This is a genomic window from Haloarcula sp. CBA1131 (assembly GCF_008728975.1).
GTDB classification, from domain to species: Archaea; Halobacteriota; Halobacteria; order Halobacteriales; family Haloarculaceae; genus Haloarcula; species Haloarcula hispanica.
Window position 1 is genome coordinate 1,047,246 of the sequence record NZ_RPCY01000001.1, and the last position, 23,391, is coordinate 1,070,636.

The window sequence follows — 23,391 nt, forward strand, 5'->3', positions numbered from 1 at the left end:
GCCGAATACCCGCTGTCCGTGGTGGACAAGTCTGGCTACTGTAGAGAAATACTCCGCCCTCGGTATCCTCATTTAGTTCCATAATCGGGCTACTTCAACTCTTTTCAAATATAGTATCTTCTATTTAGGTCCAAAATCTCAAAAACAACTCCGAGTAGCGCAAGCAGTAGTTATATAATTCTATTACAGTACTAGCTTGGAGCGTATAGTTGTAGGTGGTTACTACGGTCATCGACCGGTGTCGTCCCCGCGAGGGTGAACGCTCACCGGTAACACAGGCACACAGCGAGGATGCCGAAGTACGTCACGAGTCCCCAGCACGCCGCGGCGACGACGACCGGGCCCAGAAAGACGGCGAGTCCGCCGGCAACACCCAGGAGTACGACTGCCGACGCCGTCCGGACGCCGCGGCGCTCCCACAGCGCCGCGACGGGCGTGTCGAGAACGAACAGCGCCTCGACACACAGTGCGACGGCCACGCCGACGGCGATGGCGGACTCGGACCAGAACGTCTCAACTGCGCCCGTCTGTCGGAGATACGCGACGAGTGCCAGTCCACAGAGCAGCGCAAACCCGGCGTCGCGTCGGTAGTCGGGCACAGCGGAGGTACACGCCGTAGCCGGAAAGCGATGCTGCCGGCGGCGGCACGCTCGCGGCTACCCCAAGTACAAAGACACTGTCAATCGCAGTGAACCTATGCACCATCCTGGACCGCCGCGGTTCGTGGCGACGGGTGACGAGGTCGAACTCGCGCCCCGTGACCCGGACCCGTCGGCGACCTACACATGGCGACTAGCGCAGACGCCGACGGAATCAACAGTATCGCTCGGCGACGACCCGGTTGAGCACCTCGTCCCCGACGCGCCGGGCAGATACGTCGTCCGACTCACCGCACCGGACGGCGAACACGACCTCACTGTCCGCGCGTTCCCGGGGACCCTCGAATCGAGCGGGACACACACGTCCGGCCGCTCTGGCGGTCACAGCGGTGGCGTCTCCGGCGGGCAAAGCGGTTCCGGCCGCAGCGGGAGCGGCGAGTACACCGAGGCAGGGGACGGCGGCGACGGCGGCAGTGGCGGCGGCCAGCCACGCCTGACTCTGCGGCCGGACATCGAGGGCGACGAAGCCGTCGTTCGCGCCGATTGCAGTCCCCATCCCGAGGGGACCGAGACGGCCGCCGACCTCGCCGTCGAGTTCCTGCTGGACGACCGTGATGATATCGACGCCGACGCGGTGACCCGGGACGGGACAACTCTCCGGATTCCGCTGGACGCGCTCCCGGACCGTGCTCGCATCCACGCCGTTGCAGTCGGAGACCACGGCTACAGCGTGCCCGACGCCGTCGAGTTCACCCGCGACGGGGGCGGCGTCGAGACGGTGACGAGCGGTGCGGAGGTCGCCGCCCGACGACCCTACGACGCGCCGGCCTGGGCCGAGAACTCGGTCATCTACGAGATTTACGTTCGCACGTTCGCCGGCGACAGCGACGAATCGCCCTTCGACGCGATCATCGACCGGCTGGACTACCTCGACTCGCTCGGCGTCGACGCCATCTGGCTCACGCCGGTGTTACAGAACGACCACGCGCCCCACGGCTACAACATCACCGACTTCTTCGATATCGCGTCTGACCTCGGCACTCGTGGGGACTACGAGCGGTTCATCGAGGCGGCCCACGACCGCGGGTTCAAGGTGTTGTTCGACCTGGTGTGCAACCACTCGGCGCGGACCCACCCGTACTTCGAGTCCGCCCGCGACGACCCGGACAGCGAGTACCGCGACTGGTACGAGTGGCGAAGCGACACAGAACCGGAAACCTACTTCGAGTGGGAGCACATCGCGAACTTCGACTTCGACCACCTGCCGGTCCGCCGGCACCTGCTCGACGCGGTCGCCCAGTGGGCCGAACTGGTCGACGGGTTCCGGTGTGACATGGCCTGGGCCGTCCCGAACAGCTTCTGGCGCGAGATCCACGACTACTGCAAGGACCGCGACAGCGAGTTCCTGCTACTGGACGAGACCATCCCGTACATCCCCGACTTTCAGGCCGGACTGTTCGACATGCACTTCGATTCGACGACCTACGCCGCGCTCCGGCAGGTCGGCGACGGCGGCGATGCCGAGGCCGTCCTCGGTGCTATCGAGGGGCGGGCGGAGATCGGCTTCCCCGAGCACGCGTCGTTCATGCTGTACGCGGAGAACCACGACGAGACGCGCTACGTCGTCGACTACGGGCGGGACGCCGCCGAGGCCGCCGCGGGTGCGCTGTTCACGCTCCCGGGCGCGCCGCTGCTGTACGCCGGCCAGGAGTTCGGACAGCGCGGCCGGCGCGACGACCTCGCGTGGGACCACGCCGACGAGGCGCTCCAGTCGTTCGTCAGTGACCTCTCCGCGGTCAGACACGACCAGCCGGCGCTGTCGGCCGACGCGGACCTCCTCCGAATCCCGTACGAGGTCCGTGACGGCCCGTCCGACCGCGTCGTCGCGTACGCGCGGACAACTGCGGGGGACGCGGCTGTCGTCGTGCTCAACTTCAGTAGTGAACCGTCGACGGTCGGGCTACCAGCCGGGACCGATGATACCGACCTCGTTTCTGGGGAGCATCGTGGAGCTGCTGATGACGGGGACACAGCAGTCACCGTCGACAGCGCCGCCGTGTTCCCGGCTGACGAGAGCGCTCTAAACCAGTAGACCGAGCGCGCGGATCTGTTCGGCATCAGCGGCCCCGTTCTCCCGGGATATGCAGCTACTCCCTCGAAGTATCACTAATTTGTCCGAACCACAGGAGTTTATAGAGATTGGTCTGCTTTGATGTGTATGCGGCTTTCGACAGCGCTCAACGAATACAAGCGGACTCGTCACGAGCGCTTTCCAGAAGAACGCAGGACTGTTTCAGGCTCTTTCTCCGGGCACGGTGATCGGCTCGTACACGTCGGCGAAGACGGCACGCTGAAGGACTATTCCGATTCGCTCTCCGGGCTCTCCGGTATTGACCGCTCCAGGCTCGGGGTTATGCTTGGGGACGAAACACGGTGGTTCAGTGACCTGGAAACGATCAGACAGCACTACTACCGCGAGACGCGGCTCGTCGAGACCGAATACGACGCCGGGTCGTTCACCGTCCACCAGTACGACCTGACGCTTGGACGGGCACACGTCACACACGTCGCGATGCGCGGGGCGGTTCCACAGGACGCCAAGCTCGTGGCGTTCGTCACGCTGGCCCCCGACAGCAGCGACAGCGGCGTCGGCTCGCTGATTCACGAAGACGCCGGGCCAGACGACTCGCGCGTACTGGAGGTGTACCATCGGCGAGAGCACGATTACCTCGCCTCGTCGACCGGGCTGGACGCCGTCGCCGGACAGCGGCCGGAACGCCTCGCGGAGATACTCGACGGCAGCCCGATTGCGTTCCCGCGGTCGGAGCCAGTCGAGCGACGCGACCAGACCCGCCTCACCGGTGACTTCCTCGTGACCGCGCCGCTTGACCGGTCCGGACGCAGCAAGGACACGACGCTGGTCAGTCAGCTCTCGAACCACGACGAGGTCGACCGGGAGACGGCACTCCTCGACCTCGCCGACTGTGTGACGGAGCACACGACGTCTGACGATCTCCGGCAGGCCGGGCGGGAGCGAACGCGCATCGACGTGGCCGAATCGACGCCGCGGTCAGATTCGATACGGATGGACCTGCGGGTGCTTGACCTGCTGTCCTCGCCGACCGGCGGTCGCATCGCCGCCCCGGAGTTCGACCCGTTCTACTCGAACTCCGGCGGCTACGGCTACGTCTGGTTCCGCGACGACGCCTCGGTCTCCCGGCATCTGCTCGAAGCCGGCGACCGACTCGATATCGACACCGTCGAAATGTTGACCGAGAGCGCGGCGTTCCTCTGTGACAGCCAGCTTTCCGACGGGCGGTGGCCCCACCGCGTCTGGGCCGATACCGGGGCTATCGCGCCGGGCTGGGCCAACGCCAGAGTCGAGCACAACGCCGAATCGCCGGAGTACCAGGCCGACCAGACCGCGACCGTCACCGCCTTCCTCGCGACGCTGCTGCGAACACACCGCGGCAAGATGGACGCCGAACTGACGGCGATGGTTCGGGAGACAATCGATGCGGCCGTCGACACGCTCATCGAAGACATCGCGGCCAACGACCTGCCCGAGCCGTGTCAGAACGTCTGGGAGGACTCGGTCGGCCAGTTCACGCACACCACTGCGACGTTCATCGAGGCCTTCGCCGCGGTGACCCGCGCCCCGATGCCCGAATCGGTCTGTGAGCAGAGTCTGGCGGCAGCCGACCGGTTGCTAGACGGGCTGGATACGCTCTGGGACAGTGATCTGGGCGTGTACGTGATGGGGCTGACAAACGGGACGCCGGACCACCGCATCGACGCCGCGGGGCTCCACCTCGCGGACGCGCTGCAGGAGTACGACAGCGTCGAGTCGACCACGCTTGCTGACCAGCACATCATCCGCCTGGCCGATCATGTGAGCACGACGCTCGATACACTCTTTCGGAACCCCACCGAGAGCCAGGTTGCGGGACTGGCCCGCTACGAGGGCGACCGCTGGCGGACCGGTCATCAGGACAGCGAGAAGGTCTGGACGGTTACGACGGCGATGGGGGCCCTCGCCGCCGCCCGCGTCGGCGATATGCTGAACGACCGCGACGGGAGCGGCGACGCCTACCTCGACCGCGCGAGCGACCTGTACGAACTGCTCGAGGACGACGGGCCGCTCACGACCGACGCCGGCTACCTCGCCGAACAGGCCTTCGACGACGGCGACCTCGACAGCGCGACGCCGCTTGGCTGGTCCCACGCGTTGCGGCTCCACGCGACTGCCCGTCTGGACGAGCTGAACGCGCTCCCGACGACATCGGCCGGGACCGAGGGGCCGAGCGAGCGCCCGACCTGGACGACCGGGGAGAAGTACGGCGTCGGCACCGTCGCAGACCACGACGAGCAGGACCCGTCCCGCGTCTGGTTCACGCTCACCGAGGGCGCGCTGACGGAGGCCCGCTACCCGCAGGTCGACCTGATGAACCTTCGGACGCTGGATTTCTTGGTCCGGTGTACGGACGAGACGGACTACGCCGTCCGAACCCACCGGGAGAACCGCCGGACCGACGATACTGTCCGGCGTCGCGTCGAACCGGTCGACGACGAGGCGCTGCTCTATCGCCACGTCTTCACCGAGACCGGCGACGGCCGGGGCCACGAGTGGACGCTGACCGTCGACTATGCGACCGACCCCCAGCACGACGCCATCGTCGCTGACGTGTCCTTCAGCGCCGAGGACGGCAAATCATACGACGTGTTCTCCGTCGCCGACATCGCGCTCACCAGCACGGTCACCGAGGACCGTGCCATCAGATACGGCCAGCCCGGGAGCTACCACCTCGTCGGTCGGAACCCCCGCGCCTACACCGACCAGACGGACAACGACCTGCTCGTCGACGAGAACGGCGACGCCTACTCCATCGCCGTGGCGATGGCCGCGGCCGGACGCTTCGACTGGGCCACCGTCGGCGCGGCCGGCAGCGACCGCCTCGACGGGCTGTACTCCGACGGTGACCTCCCGGACCCGGTCGAATCAATCGACGGGACGAACCTCGTCCTCATCGGCCGGCTGGACTCGGGGACCAGAGTCCGCGACACGGTCGCGCTCGGCTTCGCGCGGCAGGCCGACACCGCCGCCGCGCTGGGCGAAGCCGACGGCGCGCTCGACCGCGGCTACGAGACGGTCAGCGCCGAGTACGCCGACAGCTGGGCCGACTTCCTCTCGGACAAGCCACTCCCGGAGTCGGTCGCCGGCGACGAGGACCTGGCGAACCAGTACAGAACCGCGCTGATGACGCTGCTAGCGGTCGAGGACAAGACCTACCGCGGCGCGTCGATCGCCTCGCCGTCCGTGCCGTGGGGCGAGGCCGTCCACGCCGAGGAGCCCAAGGGGTACGGCTACAACTTCGTCTGGTCCCGGGACCTGTATCAGGTGTTCAGCGTGTTCGACGCTATCGGGTCGCTGGACATCGCCACGGAGCAACTGGAGTACATCTACGAGTACCAGCAGGACGAGGCTGGCTTCATCCCGCAGAACACCTACGTCAACGGGACGACCCGCTGGGGCGGCGAACAGATGGACAACATCTCGTTCCCGCAGGTGATGGCGTACCGCCTCGCCGAGGGTGGCGTCGACTTTGACGATGTCGAGTACAGCTACGAGAACGTCCGGCGGTCGGCCGAGTACGTCGTCCGCCACGGCCCCGAGACCGCCCAGGAGCGCTGGGAGGAGGAGGCCGGCTTCTCGCCGTCCTCGATTGCGGCCGAAATCGCCGGGCTCGCGTGTGCGGCGAAGCTCGCGCTCGACACCGGCCACGAGGCCGACGCGCTCGTCTGGCTGTCGCTGGCCGACCAGTGGGCGAACAACGTCGAGGCCTGGACCGCGACCGAGACCGGGACCGAACGCCACACCACCACGCCCTACTACACGCGGGTCACGCTCGATGGGAACCCCGAGATGGGCCACCTCCGCACGCTCGCCAACGACGGCCCGACGCTGGACGAACGCAACATCATCGACGGCGGCTTCCTCGAACTCGTCCGGCTGGGTGTCAAGCCCGATGACGACGAGACCATCCGGAACTCGCTCGTCGAGGTCGACGACACAATCAGCGTCGACACGGAGCATGCGCCCGGATTCTACCGGTACAACGGCGACGGCTACGGCGAACGCGGCCGGGACGATCAGGGTGCGCCGTGGACGGTCGAACACAAGGGGAAGGGTCGCCTCTGGCCGCTGCTCACCGGCGAGCGCGCGGAGTACGAACTCCACCGTGACGACCCGGACATCCCGCCCGAGAACTGCCTCCGGATGATGCAGGACGTAGCGAACTCGGGTCGGATGATTGCCGAACAGATCTGGGACCGGGGCCACGCGACCGACTATGACTGGGAGTTCGCCGAAGGTACCGGCTCGGCGACGCCGCTGGCGTGGTCGATGGCCCAGTACGTGCGGCTGGCCCACGGCGTCAGCGCCGGCGAACCGGTCGAGACGCCCGCGTTCGTCGACGACCGCTACCGGGAGCGCCGAGCCCACACGCCCGACCGCAGCCCCGCGCTTCGCGTCGATACACAGTTCCGCGGGAACGAACTGGTCGTCTCCGGCGAGACGACCGGCGTCTGTGTCGTCGTCAAAACGCCCGCTGATATCACGTACATCCCCGTCGAAGACCGGGAGTTCGAAGTCGCGGTCGACGTCGACCCCGGTGAGAACCAGGTGATCGTTGCCGCCGCGGACGACGAGGATCTGGTCACCGCCGGGACAACCGTCTGGCAGCTCAACCTCTAGCCACTCCAACAAGTAGTTACCACTTTATAACTCGGGTCTGACTGTGGGATATGGACGCGATAGTTCTAGCTGGCGGCTACGCGACACGGCTGTGGCCGATCACCCGTCGTCGACCGAAGATGCTGCTCCCGGTCGGCGAGACGACGGTTATCGATGGAGTTCTGCAATCACTCGAAGCCGACGACCGAATCGAGACGACGTACCTGAGCACGAACGAGGCCTTCGCCGACGAGTTCGAGGCTCACATCGACGAGATGGGCTACGAGAAGGTCCAGCTCTCCGTCGAGAGTACGGCGGACGAAGACGAGAAGTTCGGCGTCGTCGGCGCGCTCGCGCAACTGATCGACCGCGAGGGCATCGACGACGACCTGTTTGTCATCGGCGGCGACAACCTCATCGGCTTCGACCCCTCGGAGTTTCTGGATTTCTTCGAGGAGCGCGACGGGCCGGCACTCGCCGCCTACGACGTGGGCTCACGGGAGAAAGCCAAGTCCTACGGGCTCGTCGAACTCGACGGCGAGCGCGTCGTCGACTTCCAGGAGAAGCCCGACAACCCCAAGAGCACGCTCGTCTCGATTGCCTGTTACGCCTTCCCGGCCGACTCGCTCCGCTTTGAGGAGTACCTCTCGGGCGACAACAACCCCGACGAACCGGGCTGGTACATCGACTGGCTGCAACAGCAGGAGCCGGTGTCCGCGTTCACGTTCGACGACGTCTGGTTCGACATCGGAACGCCCGACTCGTATTTCGAAACGGTCGAGTGGAAACTCGACGGCGGGTCGCTCATCCACCCCGACGCGACCGTCGAGAACTCCGAGATCGGTGACACCGTCCACGTGATGGCCGGGGCGGAAGTGACCGACAGCAGCCTCGACCGGGCCATCATCTTCCCGGACGCCGAGGTCCACGACTGTGATATCGACGAAACGATTCTCGGCGAGAACGTCCACGTCGAGGGGTACAACATGTCCGGGTCGCTCATCATCAACCGCTGATGGCTCGCGGCGATGGGGCCACCGTTCGAGTGCAGGACGCGACACGATTCGCCGCCAGCCACCGCACTGCTGGCGAAGGACTAAGTGACACAGCGCCGTCTACTCGCCGTACGAAAGTTATCTGACAACATGGCACAACCAGAAACGGAGCCAGTCACGTTCGAGATGACAATCGACGACGGCCGGACCAGAATCGACGTCTCGGGCGACCGCGACACGGCCGTCGTGGTCCGCTCGAAATCGGGCGAGAAGATATACCTGCCGCCGGAGGACTTCGACCGCCCCCCAGAGGACAGGCAGACACCGTACGACAGCCCCTACCAGTCGGCTGACGGGACCGCAGACAGCCCGTACCGGACACAAACCGATACGACGTCCGTGACAGGGCTGGAGCCGACCGCCGACGGCTACCTCATCGTTCACCCGGAACCGGTCACTGACGTTCGCTTCCTCCGGTAAGCGTTCGGTCGTCGTCAGGCTTCGTCGAGAACCTCGTGGTAGAACTCGACGTGTTCGTCGGCTACTTCCTCCCAGGTCCGAACATCGTAGTCGATGGGCGTCGACAGCGATAGAGCGCGCTCGATCCCTTCGGCGATAGAGTCCGAATCGGGTTCGACCTCGATGACGCAGTCCTCGTTCAACAGCTCCGCGGCCCCGCTCTCGCAGGCGACGACGCGCGTCCCGACCGATAGCGCTTCGACGATGGTGATGCCGAACGGCTCCGCCAGCGAGGGCGAGACGAACAGGTCCGCGCTGTTGTAGTAGTCCCCGAGTTCCGACTGGGGGAGATACCCCGGGAAGTAGACTCGGTCCTCGACGCCCAGCAGCTCCGCGAACCGTTCGAGCTGTTCAGTGAGATGCCCCGAGCCACCGAGAACTAGGCTCACGTCGTCCCGACCGAGCTTCGAGAGCGCGTACAGCAGGTACGACAGCCCTTTCTGGTCGGTGTGTCGGCCGACGAAAAACAGCATCTTCCCGTCGATACCGAGTTCCGCTTTGATGTCCCGGCCCGTCGGCTCCACCGACGAGAACCCGTTGTAGATGACCGTCGAGTCGGCGTCGTACTGCTCGCGTATCCGTCGCTGGGTGAACTCGCTCACCGCGACGAGGTGGTCCGAGCGGTTGGCGACCCGCTGTTCCGTCTCGACTTCCCGCTGTGGCGGCGTCACGTTCCGGTCCGCCGACAGCGAGTGGAAGGTCGAGATCCATTCGACGTCGTGGGCCGATTTGGCTCGCGAACCGGGGTTGTAGCCGAACCAGTCGTTCGTGTGGATAATGTCGGCATCGGCCGCCTCGTCGGCGAACTCTCCAGCCAGCCGGCCGATGCGAGTGACGATGTCGCCGCTTCCCGTCGAGACGCCGTGGATGCCGTCGCGGTCCGGCGGCGCGTACTCCGCGGGCAACACCAACTCGAACTCGACGTCGTCTCTCGGTTCAAGCTGTTCGAACAGCTCCCCGATAGCGGTATCAAGCCCGCCGGTGATGTTGGGTGGGAACCCCCAGCCAAGCATCAGAACGTTCGGTGGCATCTCTGTAACTGGCTCTCTCACCATAGCATCAAATGGATACAATATATATGTTTGCGTGCGCCCTTCTCCGGCCCCGCAAGCAGACACGATGGCAGTCACCGACCCCGCCCATTGAAATGCCTGTCAGGGCAACAGGTGCGTATGCAATTCGAACGGCAGAGTGGCGTGTTTCTCCACCAAACGTCGCTCCCGGGGCCACACGGTATCGGCGACCTCGGTGCCGGCGCGCGGGCGTTCGTCGACTTTCTCGACCGGGCCGACCAGTCGCTGTGGCAGTTCTGTCCGCTCGGTCCCACGGCAAGCATCCACGGGAACTCCCCGTACCAGTCGTCGTCCGCCTTCGCCGGAAACCCGTTGCTCATCGACCTCCGCGACCTCGTCGACCGCGGCTATCTCACAGCGGACGAGGTCGACCCGCCCGAGGATTTCTCACAACAGCACGTCAAGTACGACCGCGTGACCGAGTTCAAGGAGCGCCGGCTCCGGACCGCGTACGAGCGCTTCGACGAGAGCGCAAGCGATGCGGACCAGCAGTCGTTCGCCGAGTTCTGCGAGCGCGAGGCCGGCTGGCTGGACGACTACGCGCTGTTCACGGCGCTGAAAGCCGAGTTCGACGATGCCGGCTGGATGGACTGGCCGGACGATATCAGAACGCGCGAGCCGGCGGCCGTGGAGCGATACCGGGACGAACTGGCCGACGACGTGCGCTACCACAAGTTCGTCCAGTGGTGCTTCGACAGCCAGTGGCAGGCGCTGGCCGAGTACGCGGCCGAACGGGACATCGGCCTCGTCGGCGACCTCCCCATCTACGTCGGCCTCGACTCGGCGGACGTCTGGGCGTATCCAGAGGTGTTCCGACTCGACGACGACCACCACCCTGCAGAGGTGGCCGGCGTCCCGCCCAATCCCGGCGACGACGGCCAGCGGTGGGGGAACCCGGTGTACGACTGGGACGCCCTGCGAGAGAACGACTACGGCTGGTGGGTCGACCGGTTCGAGCGGCTGTTCGACCTCGTCGACATCGCCCGCATCGACCACTTCAAGGGCTTCGACGAGTTCTGGTCGATTCCAGCCGAGGCGGACGACCCGGCCGCCGGGCAGTGGCGGGATGGCCCCGGCGCGCACTTCTTCGAGACGGTCAGAGACCGGCTCGGCGAACTGCCGTTCTTCGTCGAGGATCTGGGCTTTCTCGACGAGAGCATCGTCGCGCTTCGGGACCGGTTCGGCTTCCCCGGCATGCGCGTGCCACAGTACGCCGACTGGTGCGAGGAGGGGCATATGTACCAGCCGATGCACTACCCGGAGTCGGCCGTCGGCTACACCTCGACCCACGATACGGACACTATCGTCGGCTACTACCGCGACCTCGCGGACCGGCAACGGGACTGCCTCCACTACAACCTCGGCACCGACGGAGACGAGATCAACTGGGACCTCATCGAGGCGGTGTGGAACTCGAACGCCGTCGTCGCGATGACGACCATGCAAGACCTGCTCGGCCTCGACAGCGACGCCCGGTTCAACGTCCCCGGCACGGCGACCGGGAACTGGCAGTGGCGGGTGACCGAAGACGCCATCAACGACGAGGTCGCCGAACGGCTCAGACAGGTCACCGACAGAACGATCCGCTGAGTACCTTCAGAACTGCAGGATACCGTCTTCCGTGACGACCGTATCGAGCAGGCGGGTCGGCGTCGCGTCGTAGCCCGGGTTCCCGATATCGAACCCCTCTGGCGGTTCGAGCATCACGTCAGAACCTTGCCGGAACGTGTTCCTGAAGGTGAAGCCGCTTCCGATGAACTTCGACGAGGTCCCGACGACGGTCACGGGGACGTCCATCTCGTTGGCCGTCGCGGCCAGTGGCAACGTCCCGATACGGTTGTACACCGTGTCGTCGATGAGGCAGTTCATGCCGACGAACACGCGGTCGGCCTCCGAGAGGTAGTGGCCCGCCGCACCGTCGACGATGAGCGTCACGTCGGCCCCGTCCCGGTCGGCCAACTGGCGGGCGGTTCGCCGGCCCAGGAAATGCGGCCGCGACTCTCTGGCGTACAGGTGGAACTCCTTGCCGTCGTCAAGCGCCGCCATGAGCGTCGCCATCACCGTCGAGGAGTTCTCGTGAGTCACCAGCACGTCGCCGTCGTCGATGAGCGTCGCCGCCCGCTCCGCCGCGCGGTCCTTGCTGGTCTCGATTTCCGTGACGACTTCGTCGATTGTGTCGAGCAATCGCTCCTTGGCCTCTGAGACGGAGTCGAGGTCGGCGTCTTTCAGGTCCGTGACGATACGCTGCTGTGTGGTGTACAGCGGCGCGTGCGAGCGGTTCGCCCGCTGGAGCGCACTACTGTTGCGCTCGACCACGCGGAGGAAGTCCTCGACCGTGTGGCACTCGCGGTCTGTTAGCTCGCGGAGCGCCTTCGCAGCTTTCACGGCGGCAATCGAGGAACTCTGTGTCTCCATCTCCTCGATCTGCCGCACGGTCTCGTTTATCATGAGTGTACGTGCGGTTGCCTCCCTTATAACGCTACAGCCGGCTGACAGCCCGTTCCCGCGGCTTGCAACGGGCCACGACGGGCGTGGTCACACCGACCCGACCACGTCCTCGTCGGTCGGTCCCTGACCGTCGAACTCGGCCACGAGCGCGTCCAACTGCGCCGGGTCGTCGACGCTCGGGAGCCTTCGGTCCGCAGTCCGACAGTCCGCATCGACGCCGATGCCGTCACAGACGAGGTCGGCCGTCGCCTCGGCCATCTGCCGGTAGGTGGTCAGTTTACCGCCGACGATGCTCGCCATGTTGTCGACGCCGTCGTCGGCATGGTCGAGCAGGAAGAAGCCACGCGAGATGCCGCGGCCGCCGCGCTCGTCCTCGTCTGGGGCGTACAACGGCCGGACGCCCCACCAGGTTCGGACCTCGGGGGCGTCTGCAACTGGCGGCAGCATCGCCGCACACTCTTCGATGCTCTCTTCGATTTCCCGCTGCTCCGTCTCGTACTCGTCCGGGTCGCGGACGGGGACGCTCGTCGTTCCGAGGACAGCCTCGCGCTCGTGTGGCACGACGATGTCGCCGTCGTCGGGGTCCCGGCAGCGGTTGAGTACCGGCCCGAGGTCGTCGTACTCGACGGAGACCATCACGCCCCGCGTCGGTTGCATCTCGACGTCGAGGCCGGCCATCGCGGCGAACTCGCCCGCCCAGGCACCGGTCGCGTTGACGACGTAGTCGGCCTCGATAGTGTCGTTGATTGCCCCACCGACCCGCACGCCGGTCACCTGTCCGTCCTCGACGAGCACGTCCTCGACAGGTGCGTGCGGGTGTATCGCTGCGCCGTGGTCGCGAGCATCGGCGGCGTTCGCGGCGACCAGGCGCGACGGGTAGATGACGGCGTCAGGGACCTCGAACGCGCGCTCAACCTCCGCGGCGAGGTCGGGAACCCGCTCTTGGGCTGCATCGCTGTCCAGCGTCTCGACGGGGATGCCGATGTCCTCACAGGCCGCCCGTTTGGCCTCGAAGTAGTCGGGGTCGTCCCCGGCGAGTTGGACGAACAGGCCCCCGGTGTCACGGATGCAGGCCCCGGCGATTTCTTTGAGTATCCGGTTTTCGGTGATGCACTCCTCGGCACCGACCCGGTCTGCCTCGGCGTAGCGGGCACCGCTGTGCAGCAACCCGTGCGAACGTCCGGAGGTACCGCTTGTCAGCCCGTCACGCTCGACAAGCGTCACGTCGATGCCACGGAGTGCGAGGTCACGAGCGACGCCAGCGCCGGTCGCGCCACCACCGACGACGAGGACATCCGTCTCAATTGCCATGTGTCTGGTTAGGGTAGACGACGTAAGATTCCTCCGATACCGGGGGTTTCGACAACTGTGCGTCCAGTTTCACCCCCGGAAACTGACCGCGGCCGGTGGACACGAACCCGGTAAAGTGCTACCGGATCGAACGAGTGAGACACGGTTCCAGTAGCCGTTGTCGTCGGCTGTGTGACCGCGTAAATGGTGGCTGCTCCGTTTCTCCGTTGTCTCCCACTCGCAAGACCTGCCTCGATCAGATATCCTGCCCGGTCGGCCTGATCAGGAGTTCGTTCACGTCCACGCGGGCGGGCTGGCTCGTCGCGTACACGATGCCGCGAGCGATATCGTCGGGGTGGAGCATTGGGAGGTCCATCTCCGCGAACCGCTCAAGCACTTGCTCGTCCGGAACGTGTGTCGCGAGTTCCGTATCGACAGCACCCGGTTCGATAACCGTCGTCCGGATGCCCTGTGTCGTCACTTCCTGCCGGACTGCCTCGGTGAACGCGTTCACACCGAACTTTGTCGCGTTGTAGCCGCTCGAATCGGCCGAGGCCCGGCGTCCCGCGACGGAGGAGACGTTGACGATGTGGCCGCTCTCCTGCTCTTGCATGACCGGAAGCACTGCGTGGGTGAGGTTCATCAGTCCGAGCAGGTTCACCTCGACCATCTGCCGGAGGTTCGAGCGATCTGCCCGCTCCAGTGGTTCGAGGAGCATCACGCCGGCGTTGTTGACGAGGATGTCGATGCGACCGTACTCGTCGGTCGTCGCGTCGACCAGCGAGTCGATGTCGTCTTCGTCGGTCACGTCGGTCGGCACAACCAGCGCATCCCCGCCAGCCGACTCGATTCGGTCCGCCAGAGCCTCTAGCTCGTCAGCGCGGCGGGCCGCCAGCGCCACGCTCGCGCCCGCGTCGGCCAGCGCCTCCGCGGTTGCCTCACCGATTCCCGACGATGCGCCGGTTACAATCGCCACGTCGCCTGCAAGCCGCTGTGCGTCCTGATCGTCTGCTGCAGATTCGTCTGACATCGCTGTTTAGTCAGTGCGACAGCCACGAGCGTCCTTTGCTTACTGATAAGCCCATTTATATACTGGCTGCAACAGCGCAGTCGCACAGGCTGGCGGCTACTGTGCGAGCGCGTTCCGGAACTGGTCGGGGCCGACTGTCGAACTGATGAGTTGTTTTTCGGCTCGACGCAAGAGGTCAGAGGCCGCGGCGGCCGACACATCGAGCTTGTCGGCGAGTTCCGCCGTCGAACAGCGACGCGGTGAGTCGTAGTACCCCGAGGAGAGGGCGACGGACATCGCCCGATACTGCCTGTCCGTGAGTCCGAACTGGTCGCGTTCCCCGGGGTTCTCGGGGTCCGAAGCGATGTGCAGTAGTTCGAGCGGGATGTCGTTGACCGCACACCGGTCCCGTAGCGCACTGAACGCGTCGTAGTCGGAGAACACCTTCTGTTCCCGTATCCCGTCGCCGGTGACCGTCGCGTCCATCGCAACGCCCTCGAACTCCTCCGGGTCGTGTGACGCGATGAGATCCGGTGCGTTGTCGACGACCACCTTGTAGAACCAGCCATCGGCCGTCTGCCCGATATCCGCCGCGTCGGTGATCTGTGGCCGCGCGTCGAGTTCTCGCTCGAAGGCGTCGCGGGAGCCAGCGTCGACGCTAACTGTAAGCAGCAGTCGTCCGTCTTCGAGGCCGACGGCGTTCGAAATCGAGAGTTCGCCGCTCGGAATCGAGTCCGCCACGCCGACCAGCGGAAGCGTCTCGTCCGCGAGGAGGATTTCAGCAACGATGGCCATAGCGTGCCATCGGAGTCGACGTATATAGTCGCCAGCATTGCGATTACAGGCGCACTGACAGCCCCGCTCCGGTTCGCAGCCGCTCAGTCAGAACTGGACGCTGTCTCACCACCCAGCAATCGCTGTAGCTGTTCGATTAACGAGCGGCTTGCGGGCTGCCCACGATACACCCGCACGGAATCGAAGCCCGCGTACCCGTGGTTCCCGGATTCGTCCCGCTCCCAGTACAGCCATGCTGTCTCCTCCCCACCATCGAAGCCCATCTCATCGACTGGGAATGTGAGAACGAGCGACGCCTGGCCGTCCGCAGCATCGTCGTCCGGTTCCCTGATCTCGCCATCCTCGACGGGACGCGCCCCCTCGCCGTCTTCCAGCGCGAGACGCGAGCCGAACCGATAGCGGACGGCCCGCTCCGTGGGGTCGAAGGTCTCGCTGTCCCCGTCGCTGTTGACGAACTCTGACTGCTCGACTGCGACGGTGATGGTGTCGTGTTCCGACAGGTCGATGAAGTTCTCCGCGTTCTCGGGCTGGACGTCGACCGTGATCTCGACCGGGAAGTGGGCCGCCGCGACGCCGCTCAGGCTCGGAACCGCGGCCGCGGTCACTGCTGTGCCAAGTGTTCCTTTGAGGAGCCGTCGTCGTGTGGTAGTTGCCGATTTTGTGCTATCGTTGCTCGTCGCTGACTCCTTTCCTTTCATCCACGTGAACTGATCCGCTGGCACAGTTATGATAATTCTGGTGCATATCTCGAAACACCGAGTTATGGGAGAGAGCGGACCCGAAAGCGGGATCATATCTCCTAATTAGTGGTTTTTTGATGTTATCAGACACCCCTATTGTGCTCGTATGCCTCTATGCTGACAGAGTGTTTTCATGGTCTGTACTCCAACTCACATTCTCCATATAGGGAGATTATATTTTAATTAAATTCCGCAAAACTAAGTCTACAACTTTAAGTACAATAGCTAGTTTAAAACTGCGTATGACCGCACAGGCTGGCACGGAGACCGCACCGGTGGTTCCCGCACCGACGCCACCGGACGCCGCCGACGCCTGGTACGCGCCGGACGTTCGTGAGCAAGACGAGGTGTATCCGGGCGTCGTCGTGACCGTCCGACGGGAACGCAGCGGGTTCCGGTACGATGTCCGTGATCCGGTACTTTCAGCGGCAGAGGCTGACGCACTGTCGACTGTCGAATCACACTTCGCAGGTGCGAACATCGAGCGACCGCGGACGCGTGAGGGGGCCGTCGAGCGGATGAACGGGGGGTTCGACGCGAAACACCGCCGGGTAATCGACCGACTGATCGACGCGTCGCCAGCGAGCCGCCGTCGAATCGAGTACCATGCGCTCTCGTCGCTGGCGTGTTTCGACGACCTGACCCCATACGCGCTGGATTCCCGCATCGACGTTGCTGACGTGACCGACGACGGCGTCGTCGTCCACACTGACGATTACGCTCCGGCGGAGACTGACCTTGGCCCGGACCCGGCGTATCTTAACCGGTTCGCGAGCGAGCGTGTCGAGCGCCACACCGTCCGTTTTCAGGGCTTCGAGATTCCGGTCGTCGTCTACCGCGAGCATCTCCTCGGTGCCGACCCGTTCACGACGAAGTACGCGGTTCGAGAGCCGGACCTGCTCCCCGGCGACGAGCAACTCATCGAGGTGTGCAAGGAGCGCGTCTGGGAAACCGGCGTCGACGGCGTCGTTCAGGACCGTGTCGAGTTCGTGCGGGAGCGTGCCCGCTCGCTCCTGGCCCGGCAGCTAACCGTCCGCAACACGACCGAGTGGGTCGACGCCGCCCGCTACCGGCTGCGGTCGGCGCTGGCCGAACTCGACCTGGCCGTGCCGCCGGTCGACCATCGGTTCGCCGACGACCGCCTCGACGACCTGCTGTACTACGTGCTTCGAGACCTCGTCGGCTACGGAAAGCTCACCGTTCCCATCCGGGACCACACGCTGGAAGACATCGAGGCGAACCGCGTCGACGAGCGCGTGAAGGTCCTCCCACGCGCCGATCTCGGCCACGACGGCCGGGTGCCGACCAACCTCGCCTTCGACTCCGAGGCGGCCTTCGTCAACGTCGTCACGCAACTGGCCGCCGACGACGGCGTCGAACTCAACGCCTCGAACCCGAGCGCGAAGGTCAACATCGACCCGGACGGGGACAGCCTCCACGACGCCGACGACACCATCCGCTGTGCAGTTGCCTTGCCGACTATTAGCGAAGGCGGTCCACACATCTCCATCCGGAAACAGTCGGGCGACGCGATGACGCCGGTCGATCTGGTCCAGCGGGACTCACTGCCGACGGAACTCGTCGCGCTGCTGTGGCTCCTGTACGAGTCTCACGGGGTCGTCCTCTTTTCGGGACCCACGGGAGCCGGCAAAACGACCCTTATGAACGCGCATATGCCGTTTATCCCGTATCGGGACCGTCCCATCAGTATCGACGAAGGGTCGCGTGAGGTTCGGATTCCCCACGAGACCGGCGTCTCGCTCACCACGAGAGACCACGAGCGGGACCACCGCCGCGTGACGATGGCCGACCTGATGACGCAGTGCAATTACCTGAACCCCGATGTCGAGGTCATCGCGGAGATCAACACGGCCGCGTCGTTCGAAACCTTCGCTGAGACGTTGAATACGGGTCACGGTGTCCTCGGGACGACCCACGCCGACGATATCGAGTCGCTGGTCAATCGCGTCATCGAGAAGGGCTTGCCGACCTATCTGCTCAACGAGATCGACCTCGTCGTGTTCCCCCGCCACGTCGGCGGAGAGCGCTACGTCGGCGAAGTGGTCGAGTTCGTCGACGACCCATCGATGGTCGAGAGCGGGACCGACCGGAGCGGCACGATACACAAGGACGGGACGACCATCCACTGGAACAGCGTCTGCTGGCGGCGACCGGACGGAAGCTTCGAACTCGCCTACGACCACCCGCAGTTCGGCGACGAGCAGCGGCAGGTCGACACCGGCATTCTCGACCGGCTTTCGGACCTCCGGGACGAACCGGTGTCGGCCGTCGAGGACGCGTTCCACCGCCGCCATCGCTACGTGCAGTATCTCGTTCAGGAGGAGGTGACCGACTTCGACGACCTGTTCGGCGTGCTGGCCGACTTAGAGACGAACGAGGCAGCGACCGTCGAGCGACTGCGGCGACAGGCCGGGACGCCCGACGACCCGCAACTGGAGGTCAGTACGGGTGACGGCTGAGGGCGGCGGGACACTTGGCTTGCTCGACCGGGGCCTGTACGCTCTGTTTGCCCACCACGCCGAGGACGACCGGCACGCGAGCACCCGCGACCGCTACCGGGCCGCCTATCCGAGCACCGGCTTCGGCGTCTACGTCGCCAGAGTGTACGGGCTGTCGTGGCTGGCACTCGTTGTGGGCGTCGTCGGAACCGCGACGACAGCGATGCTCGTGCCGCCGGGGACCTTCGACTCGTTCGTCGCGGTGCTCCAGCAGGGCCTCCCGGTCATCAATCGGCTGGCGCTGCCGGAAGTCCCTCGACTTCTCGTGGCCACCGGCATCGGAACCGTCGCTGGACTCACGCTCAAGCGGGGCGTGTTCGTCGCCGGGAACCGGTATCTCTCGTGGGTGGCCAGCGCGCGGCGCGCGGACATCGCGGCCACGCTCCCTGGCGCAGTCCGATACCTCAGAGTGCTCGCCTCCGGAACCCACGACCGCCGCGAGATGCTCCGCGCCGTTGCCGAACAGGACGCATACGGCGAGACGGCGGTCGCCTTCCGGCGCGCACTCAATCAGGGCATTCTCACCGGCAGTCTCGACACCGGTATCGAACGAGTCGCTAGCGAAACCCCTTCACGGGACCTGCTTGCACCGTTTCTGCTGAAGTTCCGTGAACACGCGAACCAGAGCGCCGAGGCGCTTGAGGGGTACCTGGAGATGGAGGGCCGCTTGCTCTCCCACGAGCAGAGCCGGCAGCACGAGCGGGCGACCGGCTATCTCGAACTGCTTGCGGAGCTATTCGTCGTGTTGCTGGTGTTGCCGGCGCTCGTGGTGCTCATCGTCACCGTGATGGGTATTCTCGCGCCCGGCCTCTCTGAGCCCGTTGCGACGCCGCTGGGCGAGACGACTGTCCGTGCCATCGTCGTCTACGGGAGCGCGGCGTTCGTGATGGCTGCTGGGCTGCTGGCAGCCTTTGTCGTCGCTACGCTCCGACCACGGAACACGGCTGCCCCGAGTTACAGCCTCCCGGACGGTCCCGTGGCAATACTCACCTCGATCCCCTCGAACCCTGCGAGCGCGCTTCTCGCCTGCGCGCCGCTGGGTGCGGTCGTCGCGGCAGGCCTCTGGTCACTGGGCTACCGGCCGGTCAACGTCGCGCTCCTCTCGTATGCTACCGTTGGCGTCCCCGTCGGCGTGGTGACGGTCCGCCGGGCCAGAGCGGACGACGCGAAAGACAGGGAGATTCAGGACTTCGTTCACGCCGTCGCCGGCCACGTCGCGCTGGGCCGCCCGTTTCCAGAGGCGGTCCGACGCGTCGCCGACGACGTGGAACTCGGTGCGCTCGCCAGCGATGTCCAGTCGCTCGCGTTCACACTGTCGCTGGGCGATAGCCCCGGCGACGCCGCGGCTGACCGCCGGGCCGCGGCGCTGGACCAGTTCGTCGACCGCGTCGGCACGCCGATGGCCGAACAGACCATCGGGCTGGTCGTCGGCGCACTGGATACGGGGAGTGACGCGGAGGACGTGTTCGAAACGCTCCAGACCGAAATCGGCCAGCTCTATCACCTCCGGAAATCAATCCGATCGGCCCTGCTCGTCTACGTTGCGGTCGGCTGGACGACGGCGCTGCTCGTCATCGGGATCACCGTCGCCGTCAACGTCTACGTCCTCGATAGCTTCGCGCAACTGTCGTCGGTCTCGGGCGGCGCGAACATTGCCTTCGACCCGACCGCAATCAAACCCGTCCGGGAGCAACACCGGTTCTACGTCGTCACGCAGGCGACGATGCTGGCCTGTGGCTGGTTCGCCGGCACGGCGAGTCGCGGCGTCTACGAAGCGCTGTTACACTCCTCGGGGCTGGTACTCGTCGCCTACGTCGTTTTCGCGGGGGCTGGTCTGATTTGATTCCCGACACCGACGCTCAGTCACACGTCGTCGGCGTGGTGTTGCTGCTGGGACTGACCGTCGTCGCGCTCGGTGGACTGACGGCTGTCGTCGGGACCGTCGTCGACGGCCACACTGCGACTGCCGATGAGACCCGCGTCGCCAACACGTTCGAGACGACGTTCCGGCCGGTCGAGCAGACGGGCCACCAGACTGCTCGCGTCCGGTTTACTGCGGGGCGGCTGACCACTGCGGAGCGGGAACTCCGAGTCCTCAACGATTCGGGAGTTCAGCGGACGGTTCCCATCGACGCGATAGTGTACGACTCCGGCGACAGCCGCGTTCGGTTTCTCGGGGGCAGTGTCGTCCGCGGGACAGCGGGCAACGCCTGGCTCGAATCGGACCCGCCGGTGACGGCGACGCGGGACGACACGGCGGTCATCGTCGGTGCACCGCTCGTCAACGCCAGCGGCGGCACGGTGTCCGGAACGGGCGGCGTCTCCGCACATATCCGCCAGAACGTCAGCCACGAACGCGAACGGCTCCCGGCCGACAACTATAGCGTGGCTATCGAGACGGAGACGCCCCGTCCGTTTACCGAGTCCTTCCAGCGTGTCGGCGCAACCACGCGAGTCAGGGATATCGACGGCGACGGCGTTCAGAGCGTCGTGGCGACGTTCCCGGGCCGCCGGACGCTGTATCTGGTCCGCCACGATATGCGGACGGAGGTGGGGCATGGATAACCGTGCGCTCAGCACCGTCGTCGAGAAACTGCTGAGCATGGGACTGGTGCTGCTGTACATCGGACTAGTGACGACTACGCTGTACGGCGGCACTGTCCCAGCGTACCAATCCGCCGTTGGGGCGGAACTCGGCGACCGAACGCTCGCCGAAGCCACGGCCCGCGTCGAGCAGGCTATCCCGCCGGATGCTCGGGCCGTCTCGGCCACTGTTCGGGTTTCGCTGCCGGAGACCATCGACGGCGCAGGATACAGCATCCGGACTGACGGGGATGCTCTCGTCCTCGACCATCCCGACCCCGAAATCGGCGGCCGAACACAGCCATTGTTGCCCGACAGAGTCGATACCTTCGAAGGCGAGTGGCAGAGCGGCAGTCCGACCGTCGTCGCTGTCTCCGGAACACGGGGGAGCGTGACGGTGACACTGGAGGCGGAGCGATGACCCTGTCGAACCGTCGCTGTGCCCATTCTACTCGCGCACAGACGTCGCTACCAGCGCTGGGCATCGCGCTTGTATTGCTGACCGTCGTCACCGGACTGGGGGTCGCGATGGCCGACACCGCGATTGCCAGCGCGGATAGAACCCCGACGAGCGGCGGGTCGCCGCCGCTGTCGCTGACCGACTCGTCGCGGCGGACGGGCCGCTGGCCGCTCGGAGCAACGTCCTCAACCAATCTCGGGTGGACGACTTCGACCAGTCGGCGCTGGAGGGGAGCGCACCGCCGGCCGGTGAGTACGCGGTCAGCGTCGCGGTGGCTGACGAGGAGATCGCACGCAGCGGTACGGTTCACGGCGGCACGCGAATCAGCCGTCTCGTCGTAGTCGAGTCTCAGGTGCAACGCACCCTCACGCCTGATCTGGCAACGACCGACGCGGTGACGCTCCCTCGCCGGAGCGCACAGGCCACAGTAACTATCGACCCGCCGGCCGGCACGACCGTCTGGACGGTCCGCGCTAACGACCGGGTCGTCCTGCATAACCGAAGCGGGCTGGATGGCAGCTACGAGGTCCCACTGGTCCCTTACGAGACGACGGAACTGCGCTTCCAGCGGGCCGGGCAACTCGAACCTGGGAACGTGACCGTCAGCTACGATGCCCCGCGGTCGACGAAGGAAACTCTGGTGGTGACCGTTGATGCGTAGAGCCCAGTTGCCGCTGTCGCTCGTGGAAGTTGCCTTCGGGACAGTACTGATTCTCGGCGTCGCGATCGGGTTTGCCCTGGGGACGCCAGCGCCGGACCGACAGGGGCCACAGCTCGACGCCTACGCCTCCGATACGGCGGCGCTGCTGGCTAACGACCCGCCGCGACACAGCGGAGCGACGCGACTGCAGGAGATCGTGTCGAGTCCGACGGCGTTCGACCGCGAACGGGACGCGCTTTCGAACCGGGTCGCCCGTATCCTGCCCGACAACGTCCTCTTCCGGGTCGAAACACCGCACGGAGCGGTCGGAACACCGACGCCACAGGGCGTCAGCACTGGGACCGCAACTGTGCCGACGGGACACGGGAGTGTCCAAATCATCGTGTGGTACACATGACCCGGCGCGGACAGCTAGTCCTCGTTGCGGCCACGGTTATCGCTGTAGCGCTGGTCCCAATCGTGCTCGCCTCACTCCAACTGGGCTATCACGACGACGTTCGGGCGACGGCAGACTACGACGACGACCCGTCTGCTGACGCGCTTCGGGTGCTTGAGCGAGCCGTCGCGACGGAGAGCACGTCCATCCCGAGCCAGTACGCCTGGGCCGCGAACAATTCGGCAGTGGCGGCCGTTCGGACGGGGTTGCAGCCTCGGCTCGACCGACTCCAGACCTCCCGAATCGAAGACGGTGTTCACTACAATATAACCTACAACGGCACTGCAACGCGGCAGTGGAAAGACGCGAACTGTCCGTCCGGGCCGGACCGCCAGTTCGGGGACTGCGTCGCCGACCGCGGCGTCGTCGCTCAGGACCGGGTCGGCCGCACGCACGTCCTCGCCGTCGGCTTCGACGTGACGACGACGACCGAACGCGGCGAAACCACCGTCACCGTGGTTCTGGAGACCAGCGGTCGGTCCTCGTGGTGAGAGTCCGGAACAAAAGCTGCACCCCTCGCCGCAAATCAGG

Annotated in this window: 18 protein-coding genes and 1 pseudogene; 12 read left to right on the forward strand and 7 right to left on the reverse strand. The window is 65.6% G+C overall.

Annotated features, from left to right (window positions below):
- Nucleotides 1-263: 263 nt before the first annotated feature.
- Nucleotides 264-599: a hypothetical protein gene (locus Har1131_RS05445; protein ID WP_050036997.1), complete on the reverse strand. Its 336-nt coding sequence runs from the start codon at nucleotides 597-599 to the stop codon at nucleotides 264-266.
- 97 nt (nucleotides 600-696) lie between these two features.
- Between Har1131_RS05445 and malA the strand changes: the two genes are divergently transcribed.
- The 4 genes from malA (at nucleotide 697) to Har1131_RS05465 (ending at nucleotide 8,807) form a co-directional block, all read left to right on the forward strand.
- Nucleotides 697-2,691, forward strand: coding sequence for an alpha-amylase MalA (malA, locus tag Har1131_RS05450; RefSeq protein ID WP_050036996.1), 1,995 nt, complete (start codon nucleotides 697-699; stop codon nucleotides 2,689-2,691).
- Between the two features lie 126 nt (nucleotides 2,692-2,817).
- Nucleotides 2,818-7,353, forward strand: coding sequence for a glycoside hydrolase family 15 protein (locus tag Har1131_RS05455; protein ID WP_151145405.1), 4,536 nt, complete (start codon nucleotides 2,818-2,820; stop codon nucleotides 7,351-7,353).
- A 50-nt stretch (nucleotides 7,354-7,403) separates the two neighbouring features.
- Nucleotides 7,404-8,348, forward strand: a complete 945-nt coding sequence (locus Har1131_RS05460) for a sugar phosphate nucleotidyltransferase (protein WP_050036994.1) — start codon at nucleotides 7,404-7,406, stop codon at nucleotides 8,346-8,348.
- Nucleotides 8,349-8,477: 129 nt separating this feature from the next.
- On the forward strand, nucleotides 8,478-8,807 hold the full coding sequence (locus tag Har1131_RS05465; RefSeq protein ID WP_011223949.1) for a hypothetical protein: 330 nt from the start codon (nucleotides 8,478-8,480) through the stop codon (nucleotides 8,805-8,807).
- Nucleotides 8,808-8,821: 14 nt separating this feature from the next.
- Here Har1131_RS05465 and Har1131_RS05470 read toward each other — a convergent pair whose 3' ends face one another.
- Complete coding sequence (locus tag Har1131_RS05470; protein WP_044952006.1) at nucleotides 8,822-9,877, reverse strand: glycosyltransferase family 4 protein; 1,056 nt, start codon at nucleotides 9,875-9,877, stop codon at nucleotides 8,822-8,824.
- A 141-nt stretch (nucleotides 9,878-10,018) separates the two neighbouring features.
- Between Har1131_RS05470 and malQ the strand changes: the two genes are divergently transcribed.
- The gene (gene malQ, locus Har1131_RS05475) at nucleotides 10,019-11,509 is read left to right on the forward strand and encodes a 4-alpha-glucanotransferase (protein WP_151145408.1); all 1,491 of its coding nucleotides are present in this window, start codon (nucleotides 10,019-10,021) and stop codon (nucleotides 11,507-11,509) included.
- Nucleotides 11,510-11,515: 6 nt separating this feature from the next.
- Here the strand turns inward: malQ and Har1131_RS05480 are convergent, their stop codons facing one another.
- The 5 genes from Har1131_RS05480 to Har1131_RS05500 form a co-directional block, all read right to left on the reverse strand.
- Nucleotides 11,516-12,367, reverse strand: coding sequence for a translation initiation factor eIF-2B (locus Har1131_RS05480; protein ID WP_014041155.1), 852 nt, complete (start codon nucleotides 12,365-12,367; stop codon nucleotides 11,516-11,518).
- A gap of 87 nt (nucleotides 12,368-12,454) precedes the next feature.
- Nucleotides 12,455-13,678: an FAD-dependent oxidoreductase gene (locus Har1131_RS05485; protein WP_151145411.1), complete on the reverse strand. Its 1,224-nt coding sequence runs from the start codon at nucleotides 13,676-13,678 to the stop codon at nucleotides 12,455-12,457.
- Between the two features lie 235 nt (nucleotides 13,679-13,913).
- A complete protein-coding gene (locus tag Har1131_RS05490) occupies nucleotides 13,914-14,687 on the reverse strand; it encodes an SDR family oxidoreductase (RefSeq protein WP_014041153.1) in 774 nt (257 codons plus the stop codon).
- A gap of 96 nt (nucleotides 14,688-14,783) precedes the next feature.
- Nucleotides 14,784-15,461 (reverse strand): helix-turn-helix domain-containing protein, encoded by a 678-nt coding sequence (locus tag Har1131_RS05495; protein ID WP_014041152.1) that lies wholly within the window; start codon nucleotides 15,459-15,461, stop codon nucleotides 14,784-14,786.
- Nucleotides 15,462-15,544: 83 nt separating this feature from the next.
- Nucleotides 15,545-16,066 (reverse strand): hypothetical protein, encoded by a 522-nt coding sequence (locus Har1131_RS05500; protein ID WP_014041151.1) that lies wholly within the window; start codon nucleotides 16,064-16,066, stop codon nucleotides 15,545-15,547.
- 377 nt (nucleotides 16,067-16,443) lie between these two features.
- Here Har1131_RS05500 and Har1131_RS05505 point away from each other — a divergent pair, with 377 nt between their 5' ends.
- From Har1131_RS05505 to Har1131_RS05535, 7 genes and pseudogenes are all read left to right on the forward strand, one after another.
- A complete protein-coding gene (locus tag Har1131_RS05505) occupies nucleotides 16,444-18,681 on the forward strand; it encodes a type II/IV secretion system ATPase subunit (RefSeq protein ID WP_151145414.1) in 2,238 nt (745 codons plus the stop codon).
- Nucleotides 18,671-20,563, forward strand: a complete 1,893-nt coding sequence (locus Har1131_RS05510) for a type II secretion system F family protein (RefSeq protein WP_151145417.1) — start codon at nucleotides 18,671-18,673, stop codon at nucleotides 20,561-20,563. The genes Har1131_RS05505 and Har1131_RS05510 overlap by 11 nt, the downstream gene beginning before the upstream one ends.
- Nucleotides 20,560-21,285 (forward strand): hypothetical protein, encoded by a 726-nt coding sequence (locus Har1131_RS05515; protein WP_014041147.1) that lies wholly within the window; start codon nucleotides 20,560-20,562, stop codon nucleotides 21,283-21,285. Before Har1131_RS05510 ends, Har1131_RS05515 begins: the two co-directional genes overlap by 4 nt.
- Nucleotides 21,278-21,724: a hypothetical protein gene (locus Har1131_RS05520; protein ID WP_014041146.1), complete on the forward strand. Its 447-nt coding sequence runs from the start codon at nucleotides 21,278-21,280 to the stop codon at nucleotides 21,722-21,724. The genes Har1131_RS05515 and Har1131_RS05520 overlap by 8 nt, the downstream gene beginning before the upstream one ends.
- A pseudogene (locus Har1131_RS05525) lies at nucleotides 21,721-22,424 on the forward strand (hypothetical protein). Before Har1131_RS05520 ends, Har1131_RS05525 begins: the two are co-directional and overlap by 4 nt.
- The gene (locus Har1131_RS05530) at nucleotides 22,417-22,821 is read left to right on the forward strand and encodes a hypothetical protein (protein ID WP_151145420.1); all 405 of its coding nucleotides are present in this window, start codon (nucleotides 22,417-22,419) and stop codon (nucleotides 22,819-22,821) included. The pseudogene Har1131_RS05525 and the gene Har1131_RS05530 overlap by 8 nt, the downstream one beginning before the upstream one ends.
- Nucleotides 22,818-23,351, forward strand: a complete 534-nt coding sequence (locus Har1131_RS05535) for a hypothetical protein (protein WP_050036986.1) — start codon at nucleotides 22,818-22,820, stop codon at nucleotides 23,349-23,351. The genes Har1131_RS05530 and Har1131_RS05535 overlap by 4 nt, the downstream gene beginning before the upstream one ends.
- Nucleotides 23,352-23,391 lie beyond the last annotated feature (40 nt).

Excerpts from the sequence above, each read along its gene's own strand:
- Har1131_RS05490 (WP_014041153.1), bottom strand. The coding sequence starts at position 14,687 with ATGTCAGACGAATCTGCAGCAGACGATCAGGACGCACAGCGGCTTGCA.
- Har1131_RS05465 (WP_011223949.1), top strand. The coding sequence starts at position 8,478 with ATGGCACAACCAGAAACGGAGCCAGTCACGTTCGAGATGACAATCGAC.
- Har1131_RS05485 (WP_151145411.1), bottom strand. The coding sequence starts at position 13,678 with ATGGCAATTGAGACGGATGTCCTCGTCGTCGGTGGTGGCGCGACCGGC.
- Har1131_RS05535 (WP_050036986.1), top strand. The coding sequence starts at position 22,818 with ATGACCCGGCGCGGACAGCTAGTCCTCGTTGCGGCCACGGTTATCGCT.
- malQ (WP_151145408.1), top strand. The coding sequence starts at position 10,019 with ATGCAATTCGAACGGCAGAGTGGCGTGTTTCTCCACCAAACGTCGCTC.
- Har1131_RS05460 (WP_050036994.1), top strand. The coding sequence starts at position 7,404 with ATGGACGCGATAGTTCTAGCTGGCGGCTACGCGACACGGCTGTGGCCG.
- Har1131_RS05495 (WP_014041152.1), bottom strand. The coding sequence starts at position 15,461 with ATGGCCATCGTTGCTGAAATCCTCCTCGCGGACGAGACGCTTCCGCTG.
- Har1131_RS05455 (WP_151145405.1), top strand. The coding sequence starts at position 2,818 with ATGCGGCTTTCGACAGCGCTCAACGAATACAAGCGGACTCGTCACGAG.
- Har1131_RS05480 (WP_014041155.1), bottom strand. The coding sequence starts at position 12,367 with ATGATAAACGAGACCGTGCGGCAGATCGAGGAGATGGAGACACAGAGT.
- Har1131_RS05505 (WP_151145414.1), top strand. The coding sequence starts at position 16,444 with ATGACCGCACAGGCTGGCACGGAGACCGCACCGGTGGTTCCCGCACCG.
- Har1131_RS05520 (WP_014041146.1), top strand. The coding sequence starts at position 21,278 with ATGGATAACCGTGCGCTCAGCACCGTCGTCGAGAAACTGCTGAGCATG.
- Har1131_RS05530 (WP_151145420.1), top strand. The coding sequence starts at position 22,417 with ATGCGTAGAGCCCAGTTGCCGCTGTCGCTCGTGGAAGTTGCCTTCGGG.
- malA (WP_050036996.1), top strand. The coding sequence starts at position 697 with ATGCACCATCCTGGACCGCCGCGGTTCGTGGCGACGGGTGACGAGGTC.
- Har1131_RS05470 (WP_044952006.1), bottom strand. The coding sequence starts at position 9,877 with ATGCCACCGAACGTTCTGATGCTTGGCTGGGGGTTCCCACCCAACATC.